The organism is Streptomyces sp. NPDC002619 (genome assembly GCF_042889305.1).
Taxonomy (GTDB): Bacteria; Actinomycetota; Actinomycetes; order Streptomycetales; family Streptomycetaceae; genus Streptomyces.
Window position 1 is genome coordinate 243,152 of the sequence record NZ_JBIAQV010000007.1, and the last position, 20,529, is coordinate 263,680.

Below are 20,529 nucleotides of genomic sequence, written 5' to 3' on the forward strand. Positions count from 1 at the left end.
CCTACTTACCTAATCTGGACACATGGCCCGCAACGCAGACGTCACCCGCCGGAAGATCCTCGACGCGGCGACCGAGGAGTTCGCCCGCCATGGCATCGCCGGCGCCCGGGTCGACCGCATCACCACCAACGCGGGCGTGAACAACGCCCTGCTCTACCGCTATTTCGGCAGCAAGACCGACCTGTTCGACACGGTCTACGGCCGCCTGGTCGTCGAGATGGTGACCGCGGTCCCGATGGACGCCTCCGACCTCCCCGGTTATGCGGCGCGCCTCTTCGACTACCACGAGGCCCACCCCGACGTCGTACGGCTCGCCGCCTGGCGTCAGCTGGAGCGCCCCGATCTGCCGGTGCCGGAGGCCGTCGCCGTGGCGCAGCGGGAGAAGGCCGAGGCGATCGCAGAGGCGCAGGCTCAGGGGCGGCTGCCCGGCACGCTGCCCGCCGCGGAGCTGCGGGATCTGATGGTCCTGCTGTCGCTGAGCAACTCGCCGCTCGCGCCGGGCGTGGGAACCGAGGGGCACCGGGCGCGGCGCCGCGCGACGGTCGTGGCGGCGGCGACGGCGGTGCTGCGGGCCTGAGCGCGTGAGTACGTGAGCGCCGCTCAGGCCGTCGCCGTCGTTCCGCTCGGTGCGCAGGGCGCCGGCAGCGCCGTGTCCGGGACGATCAGGTCGGCCCGGTCGCGGGTGGTCGCGATCAGGTCGGCGTTGCGCTGGTCCGTGCCCAGCACCCAGGCGAGCGCCGACGTATGGTCCTTGCCGAACTCCTCGTGCCGGGCGACGAGGCGGCGGATCCGCTCCTGCTCGTCGGCCTCGCAGAACCACACCTCGTCGAGCAGCGGCCGTACCCGGGCCCATGAACCGGTCTCCAGCAGCAGGTAGTTGCCCTCGGTCACCACGAACCGGATCTCCGGCGGCACCGGGATGACCCCGGCGATCGGCTGTTCCAGCACCCGCTCGAAGCCGGGGGCGTACACCACGTCGTCTCTGTCCTCGCGCAGCCGGCGCAGCAGTGCCGCGTAGCCCGCCGCGTCGAAGGTGTCGGGGGCGCCCTTGCGGTCCCGGCGGCCGAGCCGGTCCAGTTCGGCGTCGGCGAGGTGGAAGCCGTCCATCGGGACGTGTGCGGCCCAGGGCTCGCCGGACCCGTTCAACGCCTGCACCAGGTGCGCGGCGAGCGTCGTCTTGCCCGCGCCGGGGCTGCCGGCGATCCCGAGGATCGCGCGTCCTCCGCCCTCGGCGAGGGAGCGGGCGCGCAGCAGGAGGTCGTCGAAGGTCAGCGGCACACAGCAGAGTGTGACACCCGGCGGGCGACGGGTGTGAGTTCGCCGACAAGTGGGCCGGGTGTGGCCCAGGACACTCTCTGGGCGCGCCGGGTGGGGAACAGTGCTGGGTATGACAGAGCTCGGTCTGCCCGGCGAAATCCTGGCCTGCCTCTTCGACCTCGACGGGGTCGTCACCAAGACGGCCGTCGTACACGCCGCCGCGTGGAAGGACACGTTCGACGCGTTCCTGCGCGAACAGGACGGCGAACACTACCGCCCCTTCGACGCGCGCGACTACGACGAGTACGTCGACGGCCGGCCCCGCGCCGACGGCGTCCGCACCTTCCTGGCCTCCCGCGGCATCGAACTGCCCGAGGGACACCCCGACGACCCACCGGGCGCCCCGACCGTCCACGGCCTCGGCAACCGCAAGAACGTCCTCCTCCTGGAGAGGATCCGCACCCAGGGCGTCGAACCCTACGAGGGCACCTTGCGCTACATCGAGGCCGCCCGCGCGCACGGTCTGCGCACCGCGATCGTCTCCTCCAGCGCCAACACCCGTGACGTCCTGCGGGCGATCGACGCCGAGCACCTCTTCGACGTCCGGATCGACGGCGTGAGCGCCGCCGAACGCGGGCTGCCGGGCAAGCCGCACCCCGACACCTTCCTGGCCGCCGCCCACGACCTCGGCGTACGGCCGGCGCAGGCCGCCGTCTTCGAGGACGCCCTCGCGGGAATGGACGCCGGCCGCTCCGGCGCTTTCGGATACGTCGTCGGTGTCGACCGCGTCGGGCAGGGCGCCGCCCTGTACGCGCACGGCGCCGACGTCGTCGTAGGGGACCTCGCCGAACTGGGAGGCAAGGAGTGATCACCCAACGGTCGTACGCCGTCGAACCGTGGGCCGTGCGCGAGACCGAACTCGGCCTGGACGTCCTGGCGCAGAGCGAGTCCGTGTTCGCGCTGTCCAACGGGCACGTCGGCTGGCGCGGCAACCTCGACGAGGGCGAACCCCACGGACTGCCGGGCAGCTATCTCAACGGCATGCACGAACTGCACCCGCTGCCGTACGCCGAGGCGGGCTACGGCTACCCGGAATCGGGCCAGACCGTCATCAACGTCACGAATGGCAAGATCCTGCGGCTGCTGGTCGACGACGAGCCGTTCGACCTGCGCTACGGCCGACTCGTCGCCCATGAGCGGACCCTGGACCTGCGTCGCGGGGTCCTGGAGCGGACCTGCGAGTGGACGTCCCCGGCCGGCTCCACCGTACGGGTCCGCTCGACACGCCTCGTCTCGCTCACCCAGCGGGCGGTGGCCGCCGTGGCGTACGAGGTGGAGGCCGTCGGCCGCCGCACCCGGGTGGTGATCCAGTCGGAGCTGGTGGCCAACGAGCAGCTGCCGGAGCCGAACGGCGACCCGCGTACGGCCGTGGCGCTCCAGTCGCCGCTGGAGGCGGAGGAGAACTTCGCGGCCGGTCACCGGCTGCGGCTCGTGCACCGCACCCGGCGCAGCGGTCTTCGGGTGGCGGTCGCCGCCGACCACGTGGTGGACGGGCCGGGACGCACCACCACGCGCAGCGAGAGCGACGCAGACGTGGCCCGGCTCACGGTCACCTCCGTCCTGGAGCCCGGCCAGCGGCTGCGGGTGGAGAAGCTGGTCGCCCACGGCTGGTCCGGCACCCGCTCCCTGCCCGCCATGAGCGACCAGGTCGACGCGGCCCTCGCGGCCGCCGCGCACGACGGCTGGCAGGGCCTCCTCGCCGAACAGGGCGCCTATCTGGACGACTTCTGGGCCCGCGCGGACGTCGAGGTGGACGGCGACGAGGAGATCCAGCAGGCCGTCCGCTTCGCCCTCTTCCACGTCCTGCAGGCCGGTGCGCGCGCCGAGCAGCGCGCCATTCCCGCCAAGGGGCTCACCGGCTCGGGCTACGACGGGCACGCCTTCTGGGACACCGAGATGTTCGTGCTGCCCGTCCTCACCTACACCGCGCCCGGCGCCGTCGCCGAGGCGCTGCGCTGGCGGCACAACACCCTGCCCGCCGCCCGGGAGCGCGCGGCTCAGCTGGGCCTCGGCGGCGCCGCGTTCCCCTGGCGGACCATCGAGGGCTCGGAGGGCTCGGCGTACTGGCCGGCGGGCACCGCCGCCTTCCATGTGAACGCCGACATAGCCGACGCCGTGGTGCGCTACGTCGCGGCCACCGGGGACGAGCGCTTCGAACGCGACACCGGGGTCGAACTGCTCGTGGAGACCGCCCGGCTGTGGCGCTCGCTCGGCCATCACGACCACCACGGCGCCTTCCACATCGACGGGGTCACCGGCCCGGACGAGTACAGCGCGGTCGCCGACGACAACACGTACACGAACCTGATGGCCCGGGCGAACCTGCTGGCCGCCGCCGACGCCGTCGAACGCCACCCGGGGCAGGCCGCCCGGCTCGGCGTCGACGCGGAGGAGAGCGCCGCCTGGCGGGACGCGGCCGAGGCCATGCACGTGCCGTACAACCGCGACCTCGGGGTGCACGAACAGCACGCCGGGTTCACCCGCTACCAGCCGTGGGACTTCTCCGGCACCCGGCCCGACCAGTACCCGCTGCTGCTGCACTTCCCCTACTTCGACCTCTACCGCAAGCAGGTCGTCAAACAAGCCGACCTGGTGCTGGCCATGTACACGTGCGACGCGTTCTTCGACGAGGAGCACGTCGCCCGCAACTTCGCCTACTACGAGCCGCTGACCGTGCGGGACTCCTCCCTGTCGGCCTGCTGCCAGGCGGTGATCGCCGCCCAGGCGGGCCATCTGCGCCTCGCCCACGCCTATGCGGCCGAGGCCGCGCTGATGGACCTTCAGGACCTGGAGCACAACACCCGCGACGGGCTGCACATCGCGTCCCTCGCGGGTACCTGGATGGCGCTGGTGGCGGGCTTCGGCGGGATGCGCCGGCACGGCGACGGACTGCGCTTCGCGCCACGGCTGCCCGAGCGGATCAGCCGCCTCGCCTTCAGCCTCCAGCTCCTTGGCCGACGGCTGCGCGTGGAGATCCACGCCGACAAGGCGACGTACACGCTCCTGGACGGCCCGCCGCTGACGCTGCACCACCACGGGGAGCCGATGACCGTACGCGCCGACGGTCCCGCCATCCGCGCGATACCGCTCCCGAAGCCGCGCCCCGCGCCCGAACAGCCCCCGCACAGGGCGCCGACCCGCTGCTGACGCCCGGTTACGTCAGCACGCTCGAGAGCACACCGAAGAGGTCGCCCGTGGCGTCGACGGCGAGGAAGGCCGCGAGGGTGCCGAGGGCGAGGACGGCCGCGGCCGCGGACCACAGGCGCGGGGGCGGGCTCGTCTGCAGTGCCGCGATCCGGCGGGTGACGGCGCGGTCCGTGAAGTTCAGGCCACAGGCCGGGCGGGCGCGGCCCGCGCTGAGCGCCGCCCGGGCCAGGGCTCGGGCGGTGGCACCGCGGTCGCCGACGGTGTCCGCGGCCTGCTCGTCGGCCCAGCGCTCGACGAGATAGGTCACGGCTGCGCGGACCGGACCGAGCAGCGGATTGGCCGCGGCCGCCAGCGTGGCCGCGGTCACCAGGAGGCCGTGCCGGTGGGCCAGATGGGCGCGCTCGTGGGCGAGCAGCACCCGGCGCTCCGCCGGTTCCAGCGCGGACAGCATCGCCGAGGTGACCAGGATCCGGCCCGGGCTGCCCGGGATCGCGAACGCCTGTGGCACCGGGGAGGCGGCGACGATCAGCTCGGTGTCCGCCGGGTGCCCCGCGCACAGCCGGTGCAGCGCCCGCCGGGTGCCGCGTTCGGTCCGTACGGCCCGGTGGACGCGCCAGACGACGACGGCCAGGGCCACGATCGCCGCGATCCCGATGACCTCCGGCACGGGATCGGCCAGCGTCCGCCCGTCCTCGCGCGCCTCGCGGACCACCGGCGGCGCGTCGCCGAGCAGCGCGGTGGCCAGCAGCACCAGCGACCAGGTGGTCGCCGCGGCGGTCAGTACGGCGGCGGAGGTCAGCACGCGCGCGGCGAGCGCGGGGGCGACCCTTCTGCCGATCGCCGGGCTGATCACGGGCAGCAGCAGCGACAGCAGCAGGGGTGTGTAGACGTCGAACCTCATGCGCCGCCCCCGCCCAGCAGGTCGCGCAGCGCCCGCTCCTCCTCGGGGCTGAGACCGGTCACGAACTGCTGGAGGGCGGCGATCGGATCGGGGCCGCGGTCCAAGGCCTCGTGCATGGCCTCGGCGGTGAGCTCGGCCGCGTTCTTCGCCGGCCGGTACGCGCCGCGCCGCCCGTCGGCGTCCCGCAGCACAAGTCCCTTGTCGTACAGGCGCTTGAGGATGGTGTGCACGGTGTTGTAGGCGAGGCCGCCGCCGATCTCCGCCTGGATCTCGGCCGGTGTCAGCGGACGCTCGGTGGCCCAGAGCGAGGCCAGCACCTCGCTCTCCAGCTCCCCGGCACTGCGCCGCTCCACTCTGCCCCGGGAATCTGTGCCAGCCATGCCCCAACCTTACAGCGCGTAGGGCCGTCGGACCCATGGCGGTGTCCGCACGGCGGACTCCTCTGAAGTGGGCTATTTTGACCGTGTTTTCCCTGACTCCCGCCCTAGGTACTACACGCTGTAGGGTGTCAGCAGCCCTACGGCGTGTAGGGATACGAGGGGTGGATGATGTCCGGCAGCGCGAACGCCACACTCGCCGGGACACGGCGCGACCGACCACCGTACGTGTCCGGCGGCCTCCGCGCTGCCCGCGCGGGCGGCCCCCTCGCGGCCGTGGCGGCCCTCTTCACCCTGGCCCAACTCGTCCTCGTACGGCCCGGGATGGGTCTCGGCTGGGACGAGACCGTGTACGTCAGCCAGATCAGCGCACACGCCCCGGCGGCGTTCTTCAGCGCGCCCCGCGCCCGCGGGATCTCCCTGCTCGTCGCGCCCGTCACCGCCTGGTCGTCGTCCACACCGCTGCTGCGCGTCTACCTCGCCGTGCTCTCCGGCCTCGCCCTCTTCCTGGCGCTGCGCGCCTGGCGCGGCCTGTTCCCGACGCGTGTCCTCGCCCTGGCGGGCGCCCTGTTCGCCTCCCTGTGGGTGACGCTCTTCTACGGCCCGCAGGTCATGCCCAACTACTGGGTGGCCGTGGGTGCCCTCGCCGCCGTCGGCTGCTTCCTGCGCGCCCCCGGCGAGCGGCGCGCCCTGTGGGGCCTCATGGCGAGCGGGGCGCTGATGGCGTGGATGCGGCCCACCGACGCCGTCTGGGCGACCCTGCCCCTGTTCGCCCTCGCGCTGTACCGCCGCGCCTGGCGTCCGCTGCTCGCCCTTCTCGCCGGGCTCGCGGCCGGCGCCGTCGAGTGGGTCGTCGAGGCGTACGTCTCCTACGGCGGTCTCGCGCAGCGGCTCAAGGACGGCTCGGCGATCCAGGGCGGCCTCGGCTGGCACGTCGCCGTGACCGACCAACTGCGCAGTCTGGGCGGGCGGGCCCTGTGCCGACCGTGCACGGGGACCATGCCGAACCCGGTGGTCACCGTCTGGTGGTTCGTGCTGCCGCTGCTCGCCGTGCTCGGCCTGGTCCTCGCCGTCCGGGCCCGGCGCACCACGGCCACCCTGCTGCCGCTGGCGTGCGGTGTGACGGCGGCCGTCCCCTACCTTTTCATGATCGAGTACGCGGCACCCCGCTTCCTGCTGCCCGCCTACGCCCTGCTCGCCCTCCCCGTCGCCGACGTGCTCCTGCGCCTCGTCACCGCGTCCGCGCCCGCCCGGCGTCCGGTCGCCGTGACCCTGGTGGCGCTCGGACTCGCCGGGCACCTCGCGATCCAGCTCGCCGTCCTGGAGCACACCGTCGGCCGCACCACCGCCGCCCACCAGGCCTGGGCCCGCACCGCCGGCGAACTGCACCGCCTCGGTGTCCGACCGCCCTGTCTGCTCACCGGGCACGACGCCATCCCGATCGCCTTCTACGCCGGCTGCTCCTCCGCCGCGACCAGCGGCCACAACGCCAACACCACCCGGACAGCCGTCGAACGCACCGCCCGCCACACCCCCGTCGCCACGCTCGTCACCGCGGGGAGCCGCCCGCCCGCCTACGCCCGGCACTGGCCCTCCGAGCCCTTCGAGGGACTGCGCCTCTACCACGCCGTCCCGGCGGCCGGCTCATGACGTCCCCGGTGAACCTCGCCACTGCCCTGGGCCGCGGACGGGCCTACTGGCACAGCGCCCTCTGCCTCGCCGTGCTGCTGTGCGCCGCCTACCTGGCACGGCGGCACTGGCCCGCCGTGCACACCGGGGCCGTGCGGCTGGCCGTCGCCGACCACGGCTGGCTGCTGGTGGGTGCGACGGCGGCGGTCGCGACCTGGGCGTCCTCGGCGCTCGCCCAGCAGGGAGCGGTCACCCGACGGCTGCCCGGCGCCCAGCTGGTGGCCGCCCAGTTCGCCGCCTCCGCCGCCAACCACGTACTGCCCGCGGGCCTCGGCGCGGGCGCCGTGAACCTCCGGTTCCTCATGCGCTGTGGAATGCCTGCCGGCCGCTCTGCGAGCGCCCTGGCCGTCAAGGCCACCGCGGGCGGAGTGACCCGCTGCGCACTGATCGCCGCGCTCGTCCCGGCCAGCCCGGGCCTGCTGCGCGTCCCGCACGTGCCGCCGGCCGCGCTGGTGGCCGTACTCGCCGCGGCCGCGGTGGTGATCGTTCTGCTCAGCAGCCGCCTCGGGCCCCGGTGCAGGCGCGCGCTCGCCGCCGTACTGGCCGACATCCGGGCCGTGCACGCGAGCCCTCCGCGCGCCGCGGCCCTGTGGGGCGGCTCACTGGCCTTCGCCGCGCTGCACTCCCTCGTGCTGATCGCCGTCGCCCAGGCAGTCGAACTCCCCCTGCCCCCGGCCGAGGTGGCCCTGCTCTACCTCGCCGCCAGCAGCGCCGCCGCCCTGCTGCCCACCCCGGGCGGCCTCGGCTCGCTCGATGCCGCGCTCGCCCTGGCGCTCACCGCCTCTGGCGCCCCGGCCGCCCTCGCCGCCTCCGCCGTGCTCGGCTACCGCCTGCTGACCGTGTGGCTCCCGCTGGTCCCAGGGCTGCTCGTGCTCGGAGCACTCGTGCGGCGCCGGACGCTATGAACTGGGGGCGTTTCCCGCGCGCCCCCTTCAGGTAGGAGTCGCTTCAGTGGCAGCGTCGGCACGAGCCGAACGCCAACCGATGCACCAGGGGGAGCGCCATGGCAGAGAGCGACACAGGCGACGGCAGGCTCGGGGAGGAGTTCTTCGTCCCCGGGTCCTCGTCCTTCACACGGTTCCTCGCCGCGCACCGGCCCGGCCTGCTGCCCACGCGGAGCCCGCTGCCGTACGGCGTGCGGGCCGCACCCGACGGTGTCCCGCACGGCACCACGGTGCTCGCCCTCACCCACCGCGACGGAGTGCTGATCGCCGGCGACCGCCGGGCCACCATGGGCAACCTCATCGCCCAGCGCGACCTGGAGAAGGTGCATCCCGCGGACGACCAAACGGCGGTGGCCTTCGCCGGTTCCGTCGGGCTCGCGCTGGACATGGTCAAGCTCTACCAGGTCGAGCTGACGCACTTCGAGAAGATCGAGGGCATCCCCATGACCCTCAACGCCAAGGCCGTCCGGCTCGCCGCCATGATCCGCGAGAACCTCGGCCAGGCCATGCAGGGCCTCGCCGTCGTACCGCTCCTCGCGGGCTACGACCCCGCGGCGCCCGACGGGGAACGCGGCCGCATCTTCAGCTTCGACGTGGTCGGCGGGCTGTACGAGAAGTCGGACTTCCACGCCGAGGGTTCCGGCTCCCCGTACGCCCGGGGCGCCCTGAAGAAGCTGTACCGGCCGGACATGTCCCGTCGCGAGGCCGCCCTGGTTGCGCTCCAGGCGCTGTACGACGCGGCCGACGACGACTCGGCCACCGGCGGCCCCGACATCAACCGCCGGATCTTCCCGATCATCTCGGTCATCACCGAGGACGGCTTCGAGCGGCTGCCCGAGCAGGAGACGGAGGACCTCACCCGCGAGATGGTCGAACAGCGCCGCGACCGCCCGGACGGGCCGGGCGCCGCTGTGTGAGCCGCGCCTTCACGGGCGGCGCCCGACAGGCAGGATGGGTTCAGGTTTCCGGTAGCACCGTCGGCCTCATGACATCAGAGACCTCATTGGCCCACGCCGGCGCCCCGATCCCGAGCAGCCGGTCGCGCTGGAACAAGGTGCCCGAAGTCACCGTCTACTTCTGGGTGATCAAGGTGCTGTGCACCATCGTCGGCGAGACGGCGGCCGACCTGCTGAACGAGAAGGCCGGACTCGGCCTGACCGGGGTGTCGCTGCTGATGAGCGCGCTGCTCGCGGTCGTCCTCGTGGTGCAGTTCCGCACCAAGGCCTACCGGGCCGGGGTGTACTGGCTCGCCGTCGCCCTCATCAGCGTCGTCGGAACCCTGATCAGCGACAACCTCACCGACAACCTGGGCGTACCGCTCGAGACGAGCACAGCGGTCTTCGCGATCGTCCTCGCGATCGTGTTCGCCGTCTGGTACCGCCGCGAGCGCACCCTGTCGATCCACAGCATCGACACCGGCCGCCGCGAGGCCTTCTACTGGTTGGCCGTCCTGTTCACCTTCGCCCTCGGCACCGCGGCCGGCGACCTCGTCTCCGAGCGCATGAACCTCGGATACTGGCTGGCCGCCGTGCTGTTCGCCCTCGCCATCGCCGCGGTCGGCATCGCCCACTTCGCGCTCGGCCTCGACGCGGTGTGGAGCTTCTGGATCGCCTACATCCTCACCCGCCCGCTCGGCGCCTCGATCGGCGACTACCTGTCCCAGCCGGCCGGCGACGGCGGACTGGGCCTGGGCACCGTGGTGACCAGCGTCCTGTTCCTCACGGTCATCCTCGGCCTGGTCGTCTTCCTCTCGGTCACCCGCAAGGACGTCACCGAGCAGCGGGCCGTACCGGCCGCGTGACCTGCGGCTACCCGGCGGGCAGGGTCACCACGAACCGTGCCCCCGGCCCGTGTTCCGGATCGTGGGACACCTCACCGGCGGCGGAGCGGGCCAGGCGTCGCGCGAGCGGCAGCCCGAGGCCCGCTCCGCCGTGCCCGTCCCCGGGATCGGCCCGGCGCCCCGGCTGGAAGAGTGCGCCGGCGAACCACTCCGGCACGCCGGGACCGTCGTCCGTGACCTCGACGCGCACTCCGTCCGCCGCCCTCCGGTGAACCGTGACGGTGACCCTCGTACGGGCATGGCGCAGGGCGTTGGCGAGCAGCGGGCTCACGATCCGCTCCAGGAGCGCCGGTTGCACCCCGGCACGCAGCGGCGCGTCCTCGCCGGTGACGGTGACCTCCAGCCGGGCGGGGACGTCCAGCGCGTCGACGGCGCGGCGCAGGACGGGCAGGACCTCCGCCGTGCCGGGGGCCGTGGGTATGCCGTCGCGGGCCTCGGCGAGCAGCGTGTCGCAGATGGTGCGCATCGACCGGGCCGCCTCGGCCATCACTTCGTGCGCGGCCCGGGTCTCGGCCGCCGAACGCGGGCGTGCGCGCCACCAGTCCAGCTCGGCGACGATCCGGCTCAGCGGGGTGCGCAGCTCGTGCGACAACTCGCCGGTCAGCTGCCGCTCGTGGCGCAGCACGGCGCGGATACGATCCAGCAGCGCGTCCAACGAGGCGCCCAGTACTGCCAGTTCGGCGGGGCGGTCCGTGCCGCCGAAGCGCTCGTCGGAGGCCACCGCACTCCACTGGGTGGCCTGGTCCGTCATGGTGCGCACGGGGCGCAGCGCCCGGCCGACGGCCAGGCGGGTCAGCGCGTAGGTGCAGGCCAGCATGACCGCATCCAGGGCGAACGAGCCCAGGAGCAGGGTCCGGGCCGAACTCCGGTACGGCGACAGGTCGAGCGCCGTCACGACCATGGCCGGCGCCCGGTGCCCGCGGACCGGCTCGGCGCACAGCCGTATGGGAGCGTGCGCGGCGACGGTGGCGCAGCCGCGGACCCCGTGCGCGGCGAGCGCGTCGGCCGCCCGGGTGAGGGTGCCGCTGTGGGTCGGCGGCCCTTCCAGCAGCCGGGTGCCCGCGTAGATCCACACGTTGGCGTCCAGGAGCGTGTCGTTGGACGTCTCCAGGACCCGTACCGTCCCGGTGTGCGTGTCCACGGTGGTGGCGACGGCCGCGGCTCGGGTGCGCAGCTCGTCGTCCGCCTCGCGGTCGAGGCGGTGCCGGACCACGGTGTTGAACACCACGGTCAGGATCACCATCAGCAGGGTTGCCGTCGTCAGCGCGATGAGCGACAGCCGGCCCCGCAGGGTGCGCGGCGCGAAGCGGTGCAGGTGCCGCAGCGGGTGCCTCATACGAGCCGATGACCGATCCCGCGCACGGTGCCGATCGTCAGCTCGCTGCCCGCCTCGCGCAGCTTGCGCCGCAGCCGGGTGAGGTACTGGTCCAGGCTGTTGTCGCTGACGTGTGCGCCCTGAGGCCAACCTGCCCGCACCAGTACGCGCCGGCTCACGAGGTCGCCGCCTGCCGAGGTGAGCGTGGCCAGCAGCCGGAACTCCGTCGGGGTCAGCTCGATCAGGGTGCCGTGCACGGTGGCCCGGTGCCGTACGGCGTCCAGCACCAGGCCACCCGCGACGGCCGTCGGCGGCCGCGGAACGGCCCGCTTGAGCGCCGCCCGCAGCCGGGCGGCCAGCTCGGCCAGATGGAACGGCTTGGGCAGATAGTCGTCGCCCCCGGCGGAGAACCCCGACAGCCGGTCCGTCAGCCGGTGATGCGCGGTCAGGAAGATGACGGGGGAGAGGAAGCCGCCCGCGCGCATCGCCTGGCACACGTCCCGGCCGTCCGCATCGGGCAGCCCGACGTCCAGCACCGCGGCCGCCACGTCGGGCGTCGCCAGCCGCAGGGCCGTCGCGCCGTCGGGGGCGGACACCGTGTCGAAGTCCTCGTCGCCGAGTCCGCGCCGCAGGACGTCACGCAGGGCGTGATCGTCCTCGACGACCAGGATCTTGGGGCGCATGGTCCTCCTGGGGAGTGGTGGCCGGGTCCGTGGGGTGCGGGATGCCGGCGGGGGGTGTCGTACGGTTCGCCGCGCCGGTTGCGCGGGCCTGTTTCCCGGCTCCCGGGACGAGCCGCCCCGGGAGCCACCAGGCCGCCGCGCACAGGCAGACACCGAGCCAGCCGACGGCGAACAGCCAGCCGCCGATCACGTCGGTGAACCAGTGCACGCCGAGGAAGACCCGGGTCAGTCCGACGAGCGCGCCCCAGCAGCCGACGGCCAGGCACAGGGGCAGCCTGCCGCGTGGGGCGCGTACGGCTATCGCCAGGATCACCAGCCCGGCCGTCAGCGCGGCCGTCGTGCTGTGGCCGGAGGGGAACGACCAACCCGAGGCGTGCGTCTGCCAGTCGGACTCGGCGGGGCGGGGCCGGCCGACCAGCTCCATCACGCCGTACCGCACGGCCTGGCCCGCGCCGAGACACAGGGCGGCAAGGAGCACGGCGGCGAGTCGCTGCCGTGCGGTCCGCCCCGCGATCAGCCCGGCCAGTACCACCAGCGCGTACGGGATCACGCCTGTACCCGTGGCGGTCACCCCGCGGGCCACGGCGATCGCGATCTCCGGGCGATGCTCGACCGACCAGTGCAGCAGGCCGTCGTCGAGATACAGCGGGGCACCGTGACCGCCGACGACGACCATGGCCAGTACGCCGAACGCCGTCCAGGCACCGAGGCCCACGCTGCCCGCCAGTTCGGCGACACCCTTGCGGTTCATGACACCAGGAGCGGCCGCAGCCGGGTCGCGGCCAGCCGCTCTGCCAGGTCCCGCGGCCACCGGCGCAGCGCCCGCATCGACCCGAACGCGACGAGGCCGCCGATCATGACACCGGCGATCACGTCGTGCGGGTAGTGGACGCCGATCCAGACCCGGGAGACCGCCATCGCACCGGCCGCCACGACCGCGACGGCGCCCAGCCGGCGGGCCACGAAGAACAGGGCCACCGCCGCCGCGGCCGCGATCGCCGCGTGATTGCTCGGGAACGACCAGTCGCTCCGCGCCGGACACGTCTCCAGCGTGCTCACCCGCAGGCTCCGGCACGGCCGCACCTCGTGGACCAGCAGCTTCAGTACGGCGTCCACGGCGAACGCCACCACCACGGTCACCGGCACGGCCAGCGCCGTCAGCGCCGCCGTCGCGCTCACTCGGCGCGCCCGCCACCAGCCCACGGTCATGAGCACCGCGAACAGGGCGAGCCCGTACGCCGACCAGACCGTGACCGAGTCGTCCAGCCAGGAGGGGGAGGACTGCGCGAGCCGCACCACGTCCGTGTAGGCGTGCCCGTCGATCGACGAGCCCTGGAACGCGAGGATCATCCGCGGACCTCCTTGGCGGCCCGGCGGGAGCGCAGCACCTCGACGGCGAGCGGCAGCAGCGACACGACCACGATCAGCGCGATCACCGGCAGCAGGTACTTGTCGACGCTCGGGATCGTGGAACCCAGCGCATAGCCGGCCAGGGTCAGACCGACGCTCCACACCAGCCCGCCGACCGTCTGCCACAGCGTGAACGTCCGGGCGGGCACGCCGAGCGCCCCGGCCATCGGGTTGAGCACCGTCCGCACCACCGGCACGAAGCGGGCCAGCACGATCGCCTTCGCGTGTCCGTAGCGCTCCAGCAGTTCCTCGGCACGCTCCGCGCCTTCGTGCAGCCGGGCCGAGCGGCTGCGGGTGAGTAGTGCCCCGCCCGCCTTCCGGCCCAGGAGATAGCCGCACTGCGACCCGGCCAGCGCGCCCACCGCGGCCGCGACCAGCAGCGGCGCCAGCGACAGGTGCACGCCGCTGCCCGCGGTGCCGGTGCACAGCAGGCCCGCCGTGAACAGCAGCGAGTCTCCGGGCAGGAAGAAACCGATCAACAGCCCCGTCTCGGCGAACATCACCACACCGACGCCCAGCACACCGAAGGCGGCCAGCAGCGAGTGGGCGTCCAGCACGTTGACGGCAAGCTGCGACGACAGGTGCAGGGGAGTGGTCATCGTCGCGCGCCCTTTCGTCCGGTGAGGCGGGCGCGCGGAACGGCACCCGACTGTCGACTACACATGCGTAGACGGTCTACTGAACTGTAGACGATCGGGAGGGGTGGCGTGCGCAGGGACCGGCCCGGACGGCGGCTGCCCGGGACCTGACTTTTCCTCCCTGTGGACAAGGTCTGACCCCGGCTTTGCCCGCCATTACTGCAAATGAGTTGCAGGTGCGGGAGGATGGCACATGGCCGCCCGGTGTGGCCGCTCATGCGCCACCGCTCGGACGAAAGACGAAAGACCCTCACCATGACGCGACAGGAGTGGATCAGGGTCGCCGGCATGGCCGCGTTCGTGCTCGCCCTGCACGTCATCGGCTGGTTCACGCTCGTGGCGATCGTCGCGCCGCAGCACTACGGCATCGGCACGAAATCCTTCGGCATCGGCATCGGCGTGACCGCGTACACGCTCGGCATGCGGCACGCCTTCGACGCGGACCACATCGCGGCGATCGACAACACCACCCGCAAGCTGATGAGCGAGGGACGGCGCCCGCTGTCGACCGGCTTCTGGTTCTCCCTCGGCCACTCCAGCATCGTGTTCGGCCTCGCCGTCCTGCTCTCCCTCGGCATGAAGACGCTCGCCGGCCCGGTCCGCGACGACAACTCCCGCCTCCACGACGTCACCGGCCTGATCGGTACGACCGTCTCCGGGACCTTCCTGTACGTCATCGCCGTGATCAACCTGGTCGTCCTGGCCGGCATCTGGAAGGTGTTCCGCCGGATGCGCACGGGCCACTTCGACGAGGCCGCTCTGGAGGAGCAGCTCGACAGCCGGGGCTTCATGAACCGGCTCCTCGGCCGCGTCATGAAGTCCATCACCAAGCCGTGGCAGATGTACCCCCTCGGCCTCCTCTTCGGCCTCGGCTTCGACACGGCGTCGGAGATCGCCCTGCTGGTGCTCGCCGGATCAGGTGCCGCCTCCGGGCTGCCCTGGTACGCAATCCTGTGTCTGCCCGTGCTGTTCGCCGCCGGCATGTCCCTGCTCGACACCATCGACGGCTCGTTCATGAACTTCGCCTACGGCTGGGCGTTCTCCAAGCCGGTCCGCAAGGTCTACTACAACCTCACGATCACCGGCCTGTCCGTCGCCGTCGCCCTGATCATCGGCACGGTCGAATTCCTCGGCCTCCTCGCCGGCAAGTTCGGCCTGCACGGCCCGTTCTGGGACCGGGTCGGCGGACTCGACCTCAATGTCGTCGGATTCGTGATCGTCGGCCTGTTCTTCGCGACCTGGGTCGTGGCCCTGCTGGTGTGGAAGTTCGGCCGCATCGAGGAGAAGTGGACGGCGGGCCTCGCCCGGCCCGCCGAACAGGGCGCGGAGTAGCCCCGTCCAGGCCTCACCCCCGCAGCCCCAACTCCCTGCGCCACTTGGTGAACTGCTTCTCCGGATCCCCGGTGTACGACCACGGAGTCCGCGTCGCCCGGCGGCCCAGCATGCGCATCAGCGCCGCCGCGATGTCCGCGGCGCCCGCCTGACAAGCGGCGTGCGTCAGGTAGTTGAGGTCGCGCAGCTCACCAGGAGCCACGATCGTGTCGCCGCGGCCCGTGATCCAGCGCTGCCAGGTGCGGCGCACGTCGCTCACCGCGCCGTCGTGGTCCCAGTGCTGGCCCAGCCCCATCGCGGAGTGCTGTCCCTTCGCGCCGTCCAGGGCGTACCGGTACTCCTCGACCCGGGCGTACTGCACGAGCACCGGCAGCGCACAGCCGGGCGGGGCGACACCGGCCGCGTCGCGGGCGAAGTCGTACATCAGGCCGTGGGTTCCGTGCCAGCGCGCGGAGTAGTAGTGCAGCACCTGGAGGTGGCCCTCCACGCTGTAGGGGTCGCGCCGGTGCAACTCGTCCCACCAGCACGCCAGTTCCTGCCGCCGTACGCCCGACGGGTACAGCCGCGCCACCGAGATCAGGGAGATCCACGGCGTGGGATCGTCGGCCCACGCCTCGGTGGCCTGGAGGCAGGCCAGTACGGCGGCGTCTATGCGGTCCCGGTCGATGGGCGTGCCGCGGCCCGCGGCGATGGCCATGGTGAAGGCCCGGGACGTCTCGGTCGCCGCACGCAGCGCCAGGGCGTCGGCACTGCGCGGCTCGGCGGCCAGCCAGGACTCCACCGTCGTACTGCCCGCGCAGGCCTGCGCAAGGAGCCGTATCCGGTGCCCCCGGGAGAGCCAGTCGGCACCGGTGGTCCGCAGCAGGTCCCTGAGGCCCTGCCAGCGGCCGATCACGATGTCGTGGCGGGCCGAACTCAAAAGCGCGTCCCCGCAGTCGGGATCGAAGTCGGGGGCGAAGCGGTCTCGCGCCATCGGGCGGTCCCCTCGGATCAGAAGTCGGTGGGGAGGCCCTCGTAGGCACGGGACTGCGCGTTCGCGTGGTCGTCGGGGACGTACTCCGCCTCGATCGTCCGGGTGGCGTCGAGTCGGGCGGGCCGGTAGTAGTCGCTGCCGCGCCGCCAGTACCAGAGCATCGGCCACAGCCCGACGGCCAGGCCGCCGATGCCGATCGTGATCGCGGCGCCGCTCAGTTCGCCCAGCGACTCGACGAAGATCCAGAACATGAACAGGGCGCCGAACAGCGGCCACACCCCGCCGAACAGGAAGTTCGCCGCCGACTTCAGCAGCATCTTGCGGTAGGCGACGACCACGGCGAGGCCCGCGAGGCCGTAGTAGACGGCGATCTGCAGGCCCATCGCGGAGATGGCGTCGGAGAGGATGTCGCCCACCGTGCCCAGCGCGTTGGAGGCGATGAACATCAGCAGGGCCACCCCGCCCACCACGGCGATCGCCACCCACGGCGTGTTCCAGGTGCGGTGCACCCGGCCCAGCGCGGACGGCATCGTACGGTCCCGGCCCATCGCGAACAGCGAGCGCGTGACCTGGATCAGCGTCGTCTCCAGTGTGGCGATGGTGGACAGCATCACGGCGACGATCAGCAACTTCCCACCCCAGCCCGGCCAGACCTCCTCGCCCAGCACGGCCAGCACGTTGGCGTCGTTCGACGCGATCTGCCGCGAGGTCAGGATGATGTTCACCGCGATCGTGAACACCTCGAACAGCAGGAAGACGATGCCCACACCGATCAGGCCCGCGAGTCCGGTCGTACGACGGCTGTTGCGGGTCTCCTCACTGAGGTTGCTGGTGACGTCCCAACCCCAGTAGTAGAACGCGGCGATGAGAGCGCCCGAGGCGAACCCGGACAGCCCGTCGAACTGGCCGAAGCCCAGCCAGGACCAGTCGAACGCGCGGGCACCACCGGTGTGGATCACGGCCAGCGCCGCGAACAGCGCCAGGATGGCCAGCTCGACGCCGGACATCAGCAACTGCGCCCGAACGGTGAGCCGGGCGCCGCCGAGCACCACGCACAGCATCAGCAGGAACCACGCGGCGCCGACCACCGTCGACAGGGCCGTGTCGTCGGCCAGTTGCTCGTCGAACAGCGCGAGCGTCATCGAACCGGCGGGCAGTGAACCGGCCACCATGAAGATGGTCGCCGACACCACCAGCGCCCAGCCGCTCATGAAGCCCAGGAACGGGTGCAGCGTGCGGCCCACCCACGAGTAACTCGCGCCCGCGTTCACATCGATCCGGCCCAGATAGCTGAAGGCCAGCGCGATGCCCAGCATCGGTATCGCGCAGTACAGCAGGGCCGCCGGGCTGGCCAGTCCCACCGCGCCGACCAGGACCGCGGTGGTCGCCGCCAGCGAGTACGCCGGTGCGCTGCCCGCGACGGCCATGACCACCGTGTCGAACGTTCCGAGGGCATTGGCCTGCAGCCCTCTGCCCCTGTTGTTGCTCATGGTTGCGCTGCTTTCCGGTCGTGCACGGCGCCCGGGCGGGCCGGCCCGACGGCGTACTGGAGTGGGGGGTGAGGACCCGCCTCGACCGAAGAGGGATGGCCTCGGGTCAGAAGCCGGGCAGGTGAAGAAAAGTGCTGGTGGGCACCGATCAGCCCTGCGTCGGCAGTCGGTCACACCGCGTGTGGGTGTGATGATAGCGGCACCCGTTGACCTTTCCGGCCGTTCGGTGCGGTCAGTCCTCCAGCCGGTCGATCTGGCGCAGTTTGTTGGTCGCGTCGAGGGCGGCGACCTTGTAGGACTCGGCCAGCGTCGGGTAGTTGAAGACGGCGTCGACCAGATAGTCGACCGTCCCGCCGCAGCCCATCACCGACTGGCCGATGTGTATCAACTCGGTGGCGCCGGCGCCGAAGCAGTGCACGCCGAGCAGGGTGCGGTCGCCGGGGGAGACCAGCAGCTTGAGCATGCCGTGGGAGTCGCCGATGATCTGACCCCGCGCCAGTTCTCGGTACCGCGCGATGCCCACCTCGAACGGCACGCGGTCCTCGGTGAGTTGGTCCTCGGTCCGGCCGACGAAGCTGATCTCCGGGATGGTGTAGATGCCGATCGGCTGGAGGTTGTGCATCTGCCCGACCGGCTCACCGCAGGCGTGGTACGCCGCCGCCCGGCCCTGTTCCATCGAGGTCGCGGCGAGTGCCGGGAAGCCGATGACGTCACCGACGGCGTAGATGTGCGGGACCTCGGTGCGGTAGTGCTCGTCGACGGTGATCCGGCCGCGCCGATCGGCGGTCAACCCGGCCTTGTCCAGGTCGAGTTCGTCGGTCAGGCCCTGGCGGCCGGCGGAGTACATCACCGTGTCGGCGGGGATCTTCTTGCCGCTCTCCAGGACGGTGAGCGTGCCGTTCTGATGGCGCTCCACGGCGGCGACCGTCTCGCCGAAGCGGAAGGTCACCGCGAGGTCGCGCAGATGGTACTTGAGCGACTCGATGACCTCGACGTCGCACATGTCCAGCATCCCCGGCCGCTTCTCGACGACCGTCACCTTGCTGCCCAGCGCGGCGAACATGGACGCGTACTCCATGCCGATGACCCCTGCGCCGACGATCACCATGGACCGCGGCACCCGCTCCAGCGAGAGCACGTTGTCCGAGTCCATGATGGTGCGCCCGTCGAACTCCACGCTGTCCGGGCGGGCCGGGCGGGTGCCGGTGGCGATGACGATGTGCTCGGCGCTCAACAGCCGTTCGTGGCCGGTGACTTCGCGCAGGGCGACGGTGTGCGGGTCGACGAAGCTGCCCGTACCGGCGTACAGGGACACGTGGTTGCGGGACAGCTGGCTGCGGATGACGTCGACCTCGCGGCCGACCACGTGCTGGGTGCGCGCGGTCAGGTCGGCGACGGTGATGTCCTCCTTCAGCCGGTAGCTCTGCCCGTACAGGTCGCGCTGGGTGAGACCGGTGAGGTACAGCACCGCCTCGCGCAGCGTCTTGGAGGGGATGGTGCCGGTGTGGATGGAGACCCCGCCGACCATGTCGGGGCGGTCGACGACGGCGACCCTGCGGCCCAGCTTGGCCGCTGCGATGGCGGCCTTCTGACCGCCGGGTCCGGATCCGATGACGAGTATGTCGAAGTCGAAGTCAGGCACCCACGGGAGTCTGTCAGCTCGCAAGCCGCCTCGGAAAGGCCGAACGGGAAACGACCGCCACGGCATGTCACGGTGAGTGAGCCTCTGATGGCGGGATGCGACTATTCGCCCGGCTCACGGAGCGTCGTCTGTGAGCGGCCGTGCACGTGGCCTGCGGTGGGTTGTCTGTGAGTGGCCGAGGGTCTGGCGCGTGGGGGGGTCGTCTGTGAGCGGCCGGTCGTGTGGCCTGGGGTGGGTCGTCTGTCCGTGGTTGTGTGCCTGGCTCGCGGTGTGCCGTCTGTCAGCGGCCGCGTGGTCGGCCTGCGGGGCTCCGCTCGTCGGCGGCTGTGGGTCTGGCCCGAGGAGGGGCGTCTGTGAGGGGCGGTGCGCGTGGTCTGCGGTGGGTTGCCTGTGAGCGGCCGCGTGCCCGGCCCGCGGGGCTCCGCCCGTCAGTGGTTGTGCGCCCGGCCCTTCCTGGGGCGTCCGTGAGCGACCGGGTGACCTGCTCGTGAAGGGGCGTCCGTCAGCGGCCGTGGGCCCGGCGCGGCGCGTCGTCGGTCCCTCGCTCGCCTGCGGGCGGCCGCCCCCACCGCAGTCGGCCGCCCTCATCCCGGGGTGCCCTACGGCAGCAGCCTCTCCACCGCCGACGGGCCTTCCGCCTCCAGCTTGCGGCGGGCCCACTCGAGGTTCTTCGGGGTGATGTCCCGGCCCGTCGCCAGGACCAGGTCCTCCGGTGCGACGCCCGTGCCGGGGGCGGTGTGGAGCAGGGCGTCCGGGGTGAACTGGTCCTCGTCCTTGCCCGTCGACCGGGATGTTTCGGGTTGTGGCGTCGACATGGTGTCTCCTCCTCGG

20 protein-coding genes are annotated in these 20,529 nt (G+C 72.4%); 8 read left to right on the top strand and 12 right to left on the bottom strand.

The features are described from left to right. Positions 1–22 precede the first annotated feature (22 nt). Entirely contained in the window at positions 23–577 is a 555-nt protein-coding gene (locus ACFYXB_RS15480; RefSeq protein ID WP_389582039.1) for a TetR/AcrR family transcriptional regulator, read from the top strand. Between the two features lie 23 nt (positions 578–600). Here the strand turns inward: ACFYXB_RS15480 and ACFYXB_RS15485 are convergent, their stop codons facing one another. Further along, positions 601–1,278, bottom strand: a complete 678-nt coding sequence (locus ACFYXB_RS15485) for a nucleoside/nucleotide kinase family protein (protein ID WP_389582042.1) — start codon at positions 1,276–1,278, stop codon at positions 601–603. A gap of 109 nt (positions 1,279–1,387) precedes the next feature. Here ACFYXB_RS15485 and ACFYXB_RS15490 point away from each other — a divergent pair, with 109 nt between their 5' ends. Together ACFYXB_RS15490 and ACFYXB_RS15495 are read left to right on the top strand one after the other, a co-directional pair. Next, positions 1,388–2,125: a beta-phosphoglucomutase family hydrolase gene (locus ACFYXB_RS15490; RefSeq protein ID WP_389582045.1), complete on the top strand. Its 738-nt coding sequence runs from the start codon at positions 1,388–1,390 to the stop codon at positions 2,123–2,125. After that, positions 2,122–4,464 (top strand): glycoside hydrolase family 65 protein, encoded by a 2,343-nt coding sequence (locus ACFYXB_RS15495; protein ID WP_389582048.1) that lies wholly within the window; start codon positions 2,122–2,124, stop codon positions 4,462–4,464. The genes ACFYXB_RS15490 and ACFYXB_RS15495 overlap by 4 nt, the downstream gene beginning before the upstream one ends. 7 nt (positions 4,465–4,471) lie before the next feature. Here ACFYXB_RS15495 and ACFYXB_RS15500 read toward each other — a convergent pair whose 3' ends face one another. Both ACFYXB_RS15500 and ACFYXB_RS15505 read right to left on the bottom strand, forming a co-directional pair. Then, positions 4,472–5,365 (bottom strand): M48 family metalloprotease, encoded by an 894-nt coding sequence (locus ACFYXB_RS15500; RefSeq protein ID WP_389582051.1) that lies wholly within the window; start codon positions 5,363–5,365, stop codon positions 4,472–4,474. Continuing rightward, positions 5,362–5,745: a BlaI/MecI/CopY family transcriptional regulator gene (locus ACFYXB_RS15505; RefSeq protein ID WP_351348053.1), complete on the bottom strand. Its 384-nt coding sequence runs from the start codon at positions 5,743–5,745 to the stop codon at positions 5,362–5,364. The genes ACFYXB_RS15500 and ACFYXB_RS15505 overlap by 4 nt, the downstream gene beginning before the upstream one ends. 168 nt (positions 5,746–5,913) lie before the next feature. Between ACFYXB_RS15505 and ACFYXB_RS15510 the strand changes: the two genes are divergently transcribed. From ACFYXB_RS15510 to ACFYXB_RS15525, 4 genes are all read left to right on the top strand, one after another. Then, entirely contained in the window at positions 5,914–7,392 is a 1,479-nt protein-coding gene (locus ACFYXB_RS15510; protein ID WP_389582113.1) for a hypothetical protein, read from the top strand. Further along, entirely contained in the window at positions 7,389–8,336 is a 948-nt protein-coding gene (locus ACFYXB_RS15515; protein WP_389582055.1) for a lysylphosphatidylglycerol synthase domain-containing protein, read from the top strand. The genes ACFYXB_RS15510 and ACFYXB_RS15515 overlap by 4 nt, the downstream gene beginning before the upstream one ends. Before the next feature lie 98 nt (positions 8,337–8,434). Further along, positions 8,435–9,292: a proteasome subunit beta gene (gene prcB / locus ACFYXB_RS15520; RefSeq protein WP_389582058.1), complete on the top strand. Its 858-nt coding sequence runs from the start codon at positions 8,435–8,437 to the stop codon at positions 9,290–9,292. A gap of 68 nt (positions 9,293–9,360) precedes the next feature. After that, positions 9,361–10,176, top strand: a complete 816-nt coding sequence (locus ACFYXB_RS15525) for a hypothetical protein (protein WP_389582060.1) — start codon at positions 9,361–9,363, stop codon at positions 10,174–10,176. 7 nt (positions 10,177–10,183) lie between these two features. On the opposite strand, the gene ACFYXB_RS15530 is transcribed toward ACFYXB_RS15525, so the two are convergent. Genes ACFYXB_RS15530 through ACFYXB_RS15550 form a run of 5 tightly spaced genes read right to left on the bottom strand, consistent with a single transcriptional unit; the run spans position 10,184 to position 14,222 of the window. After that, a complete protein-coding gene (locus tag ACFYXB_RS15530) occupies positions 10,184–11,551 on the bottom strand; it encodes a sensor histidine kinase (protein WP_389582063.1) in 1,368 nt (455 codons plus the stop codon). Further along, entirely contained in the window at positions 11,548–12,213 is a 666-nt protein-coding gene (locus tag ACFYXB_RS15535; RefSeq protein ID WP_389582066.1) for a response regulator transcription factor, read from the bottom strand. The genes ACFYXB_RS15530 and ACFYXB_RS15535 overlap by 4 nt, the downstream gene beginning before the upstream one ends. After that, positions 12,167–12,964, bottom strand: a complete 798-nt coding sequence (locus ACFYXB_RS15540) for a phosphatase PAP2 family protein (RefSeq protein WP_389582069.1) — start codon at positions 12,962–12,964, stop codon at positions 12,167–12,169. The genes ACFYXB_RS15535 and ACFYXB_RS15540 overlap by 47 nt, the downstream gene beginning before the upstream one ends. Then, positions 12,961–13,563, bottom strand: coding sequence for a phosphatase PAP2 family protein (locus tag ACFYXB_RS15545; protein WP_389582072.1), 603 nt, complete (start codon positions 13,561–13,563; stop codon positions 12,961–12,963). The genes ACFYXB_RS15540 and ACFYXB_RS15545 overlap by 4 nt, the downstream gene beginning before the upstream one ends. Next, entirely contained in the window at positions 13,560–14,222 is a 663-nt protein-coding gene (locus ACFYXB_RS15550) for a DedA family protein (protein ID WP_351348038.1), read from the bottom strand. Before ACFYXB_RS15550 ends, ACFYXB_RS15545 begins: the two co-directional genes overlap by 4 nt. 294 nt (positions 14,223–14,516) lie before the next feature. Between ACFYXB_RS15550 and ACFYXB_RS15555 the strand changes: the two genes are divergently transcribed. Next, positions 14,517–15,593: a HoxN/HupN/NixA family nickel/cobalt transporter gene (locus ACFYXB_RS15555; RefSeq protein WP_388500306.1), complete on the top strand. Its 1,077-nt coding sequence runs from the start codon at positions 14,517–14,519 to the stop codon at positions 15,591–15,593. A gap of 13 nt (positions 15,594–15,606) precedes the next feature. Here the strand turns inward: ACFYXB_RS15555 and ACFYXB_RS15560 are convergent, their stop codons facing one another. From ACFYXB_RS15560 to ACFYXB_RS15575, 4 genes are all read right to left on the bottom strand, one after another. After that, a complete protein-coding gene (locus tag ACFYXB_RS15560; protein WP_389582077.1) occupies positions 15,607–16,566 on the bottom strand; it encodes a hypothetical protein in 960 nt (319 codons plus the stop codon). Between the two features lie 17 nt (positions 16,567–16,583). After that, a complete protein-coding gene (locus ACFYXB_RS15565) occupies positions 16,584–18,056 on the bottom strand; it encodes an APC family permease (protein ID WP_389582079.1) in 1,473 nt (490 codons plus the stop codon). Positions 18,057–18,288: 232 nt separating this feature from the next. Continuing rightward, positions 18,289–19,698, bottom strand: a complete 1,410-nt coding sequence (gene sthA / locus ACFYXB_RS15570) for a Si-specific NAD(P)(+) transhydrogenase (RefSeq protein WP_351348032.1) — start codon at positions 19,696–19,698, stop codon at positions 18,289–18,291. A 599-nt stretch (positions 19,699–20,297) separates the two neighbouring features. Continuing rightward, positions 20,298–20,513, bottom strand: a complete 216-nt coding sequence (locus ACFYXB_RS15575; protein ID WP_351348030.1) for a hypothetical protein — start codon at positions 20,511–20,513, stop codon at positions 20,298–20,300. Between the last annotated feature and the right edge of the window lie 16 nt (positions 20,514–20,529).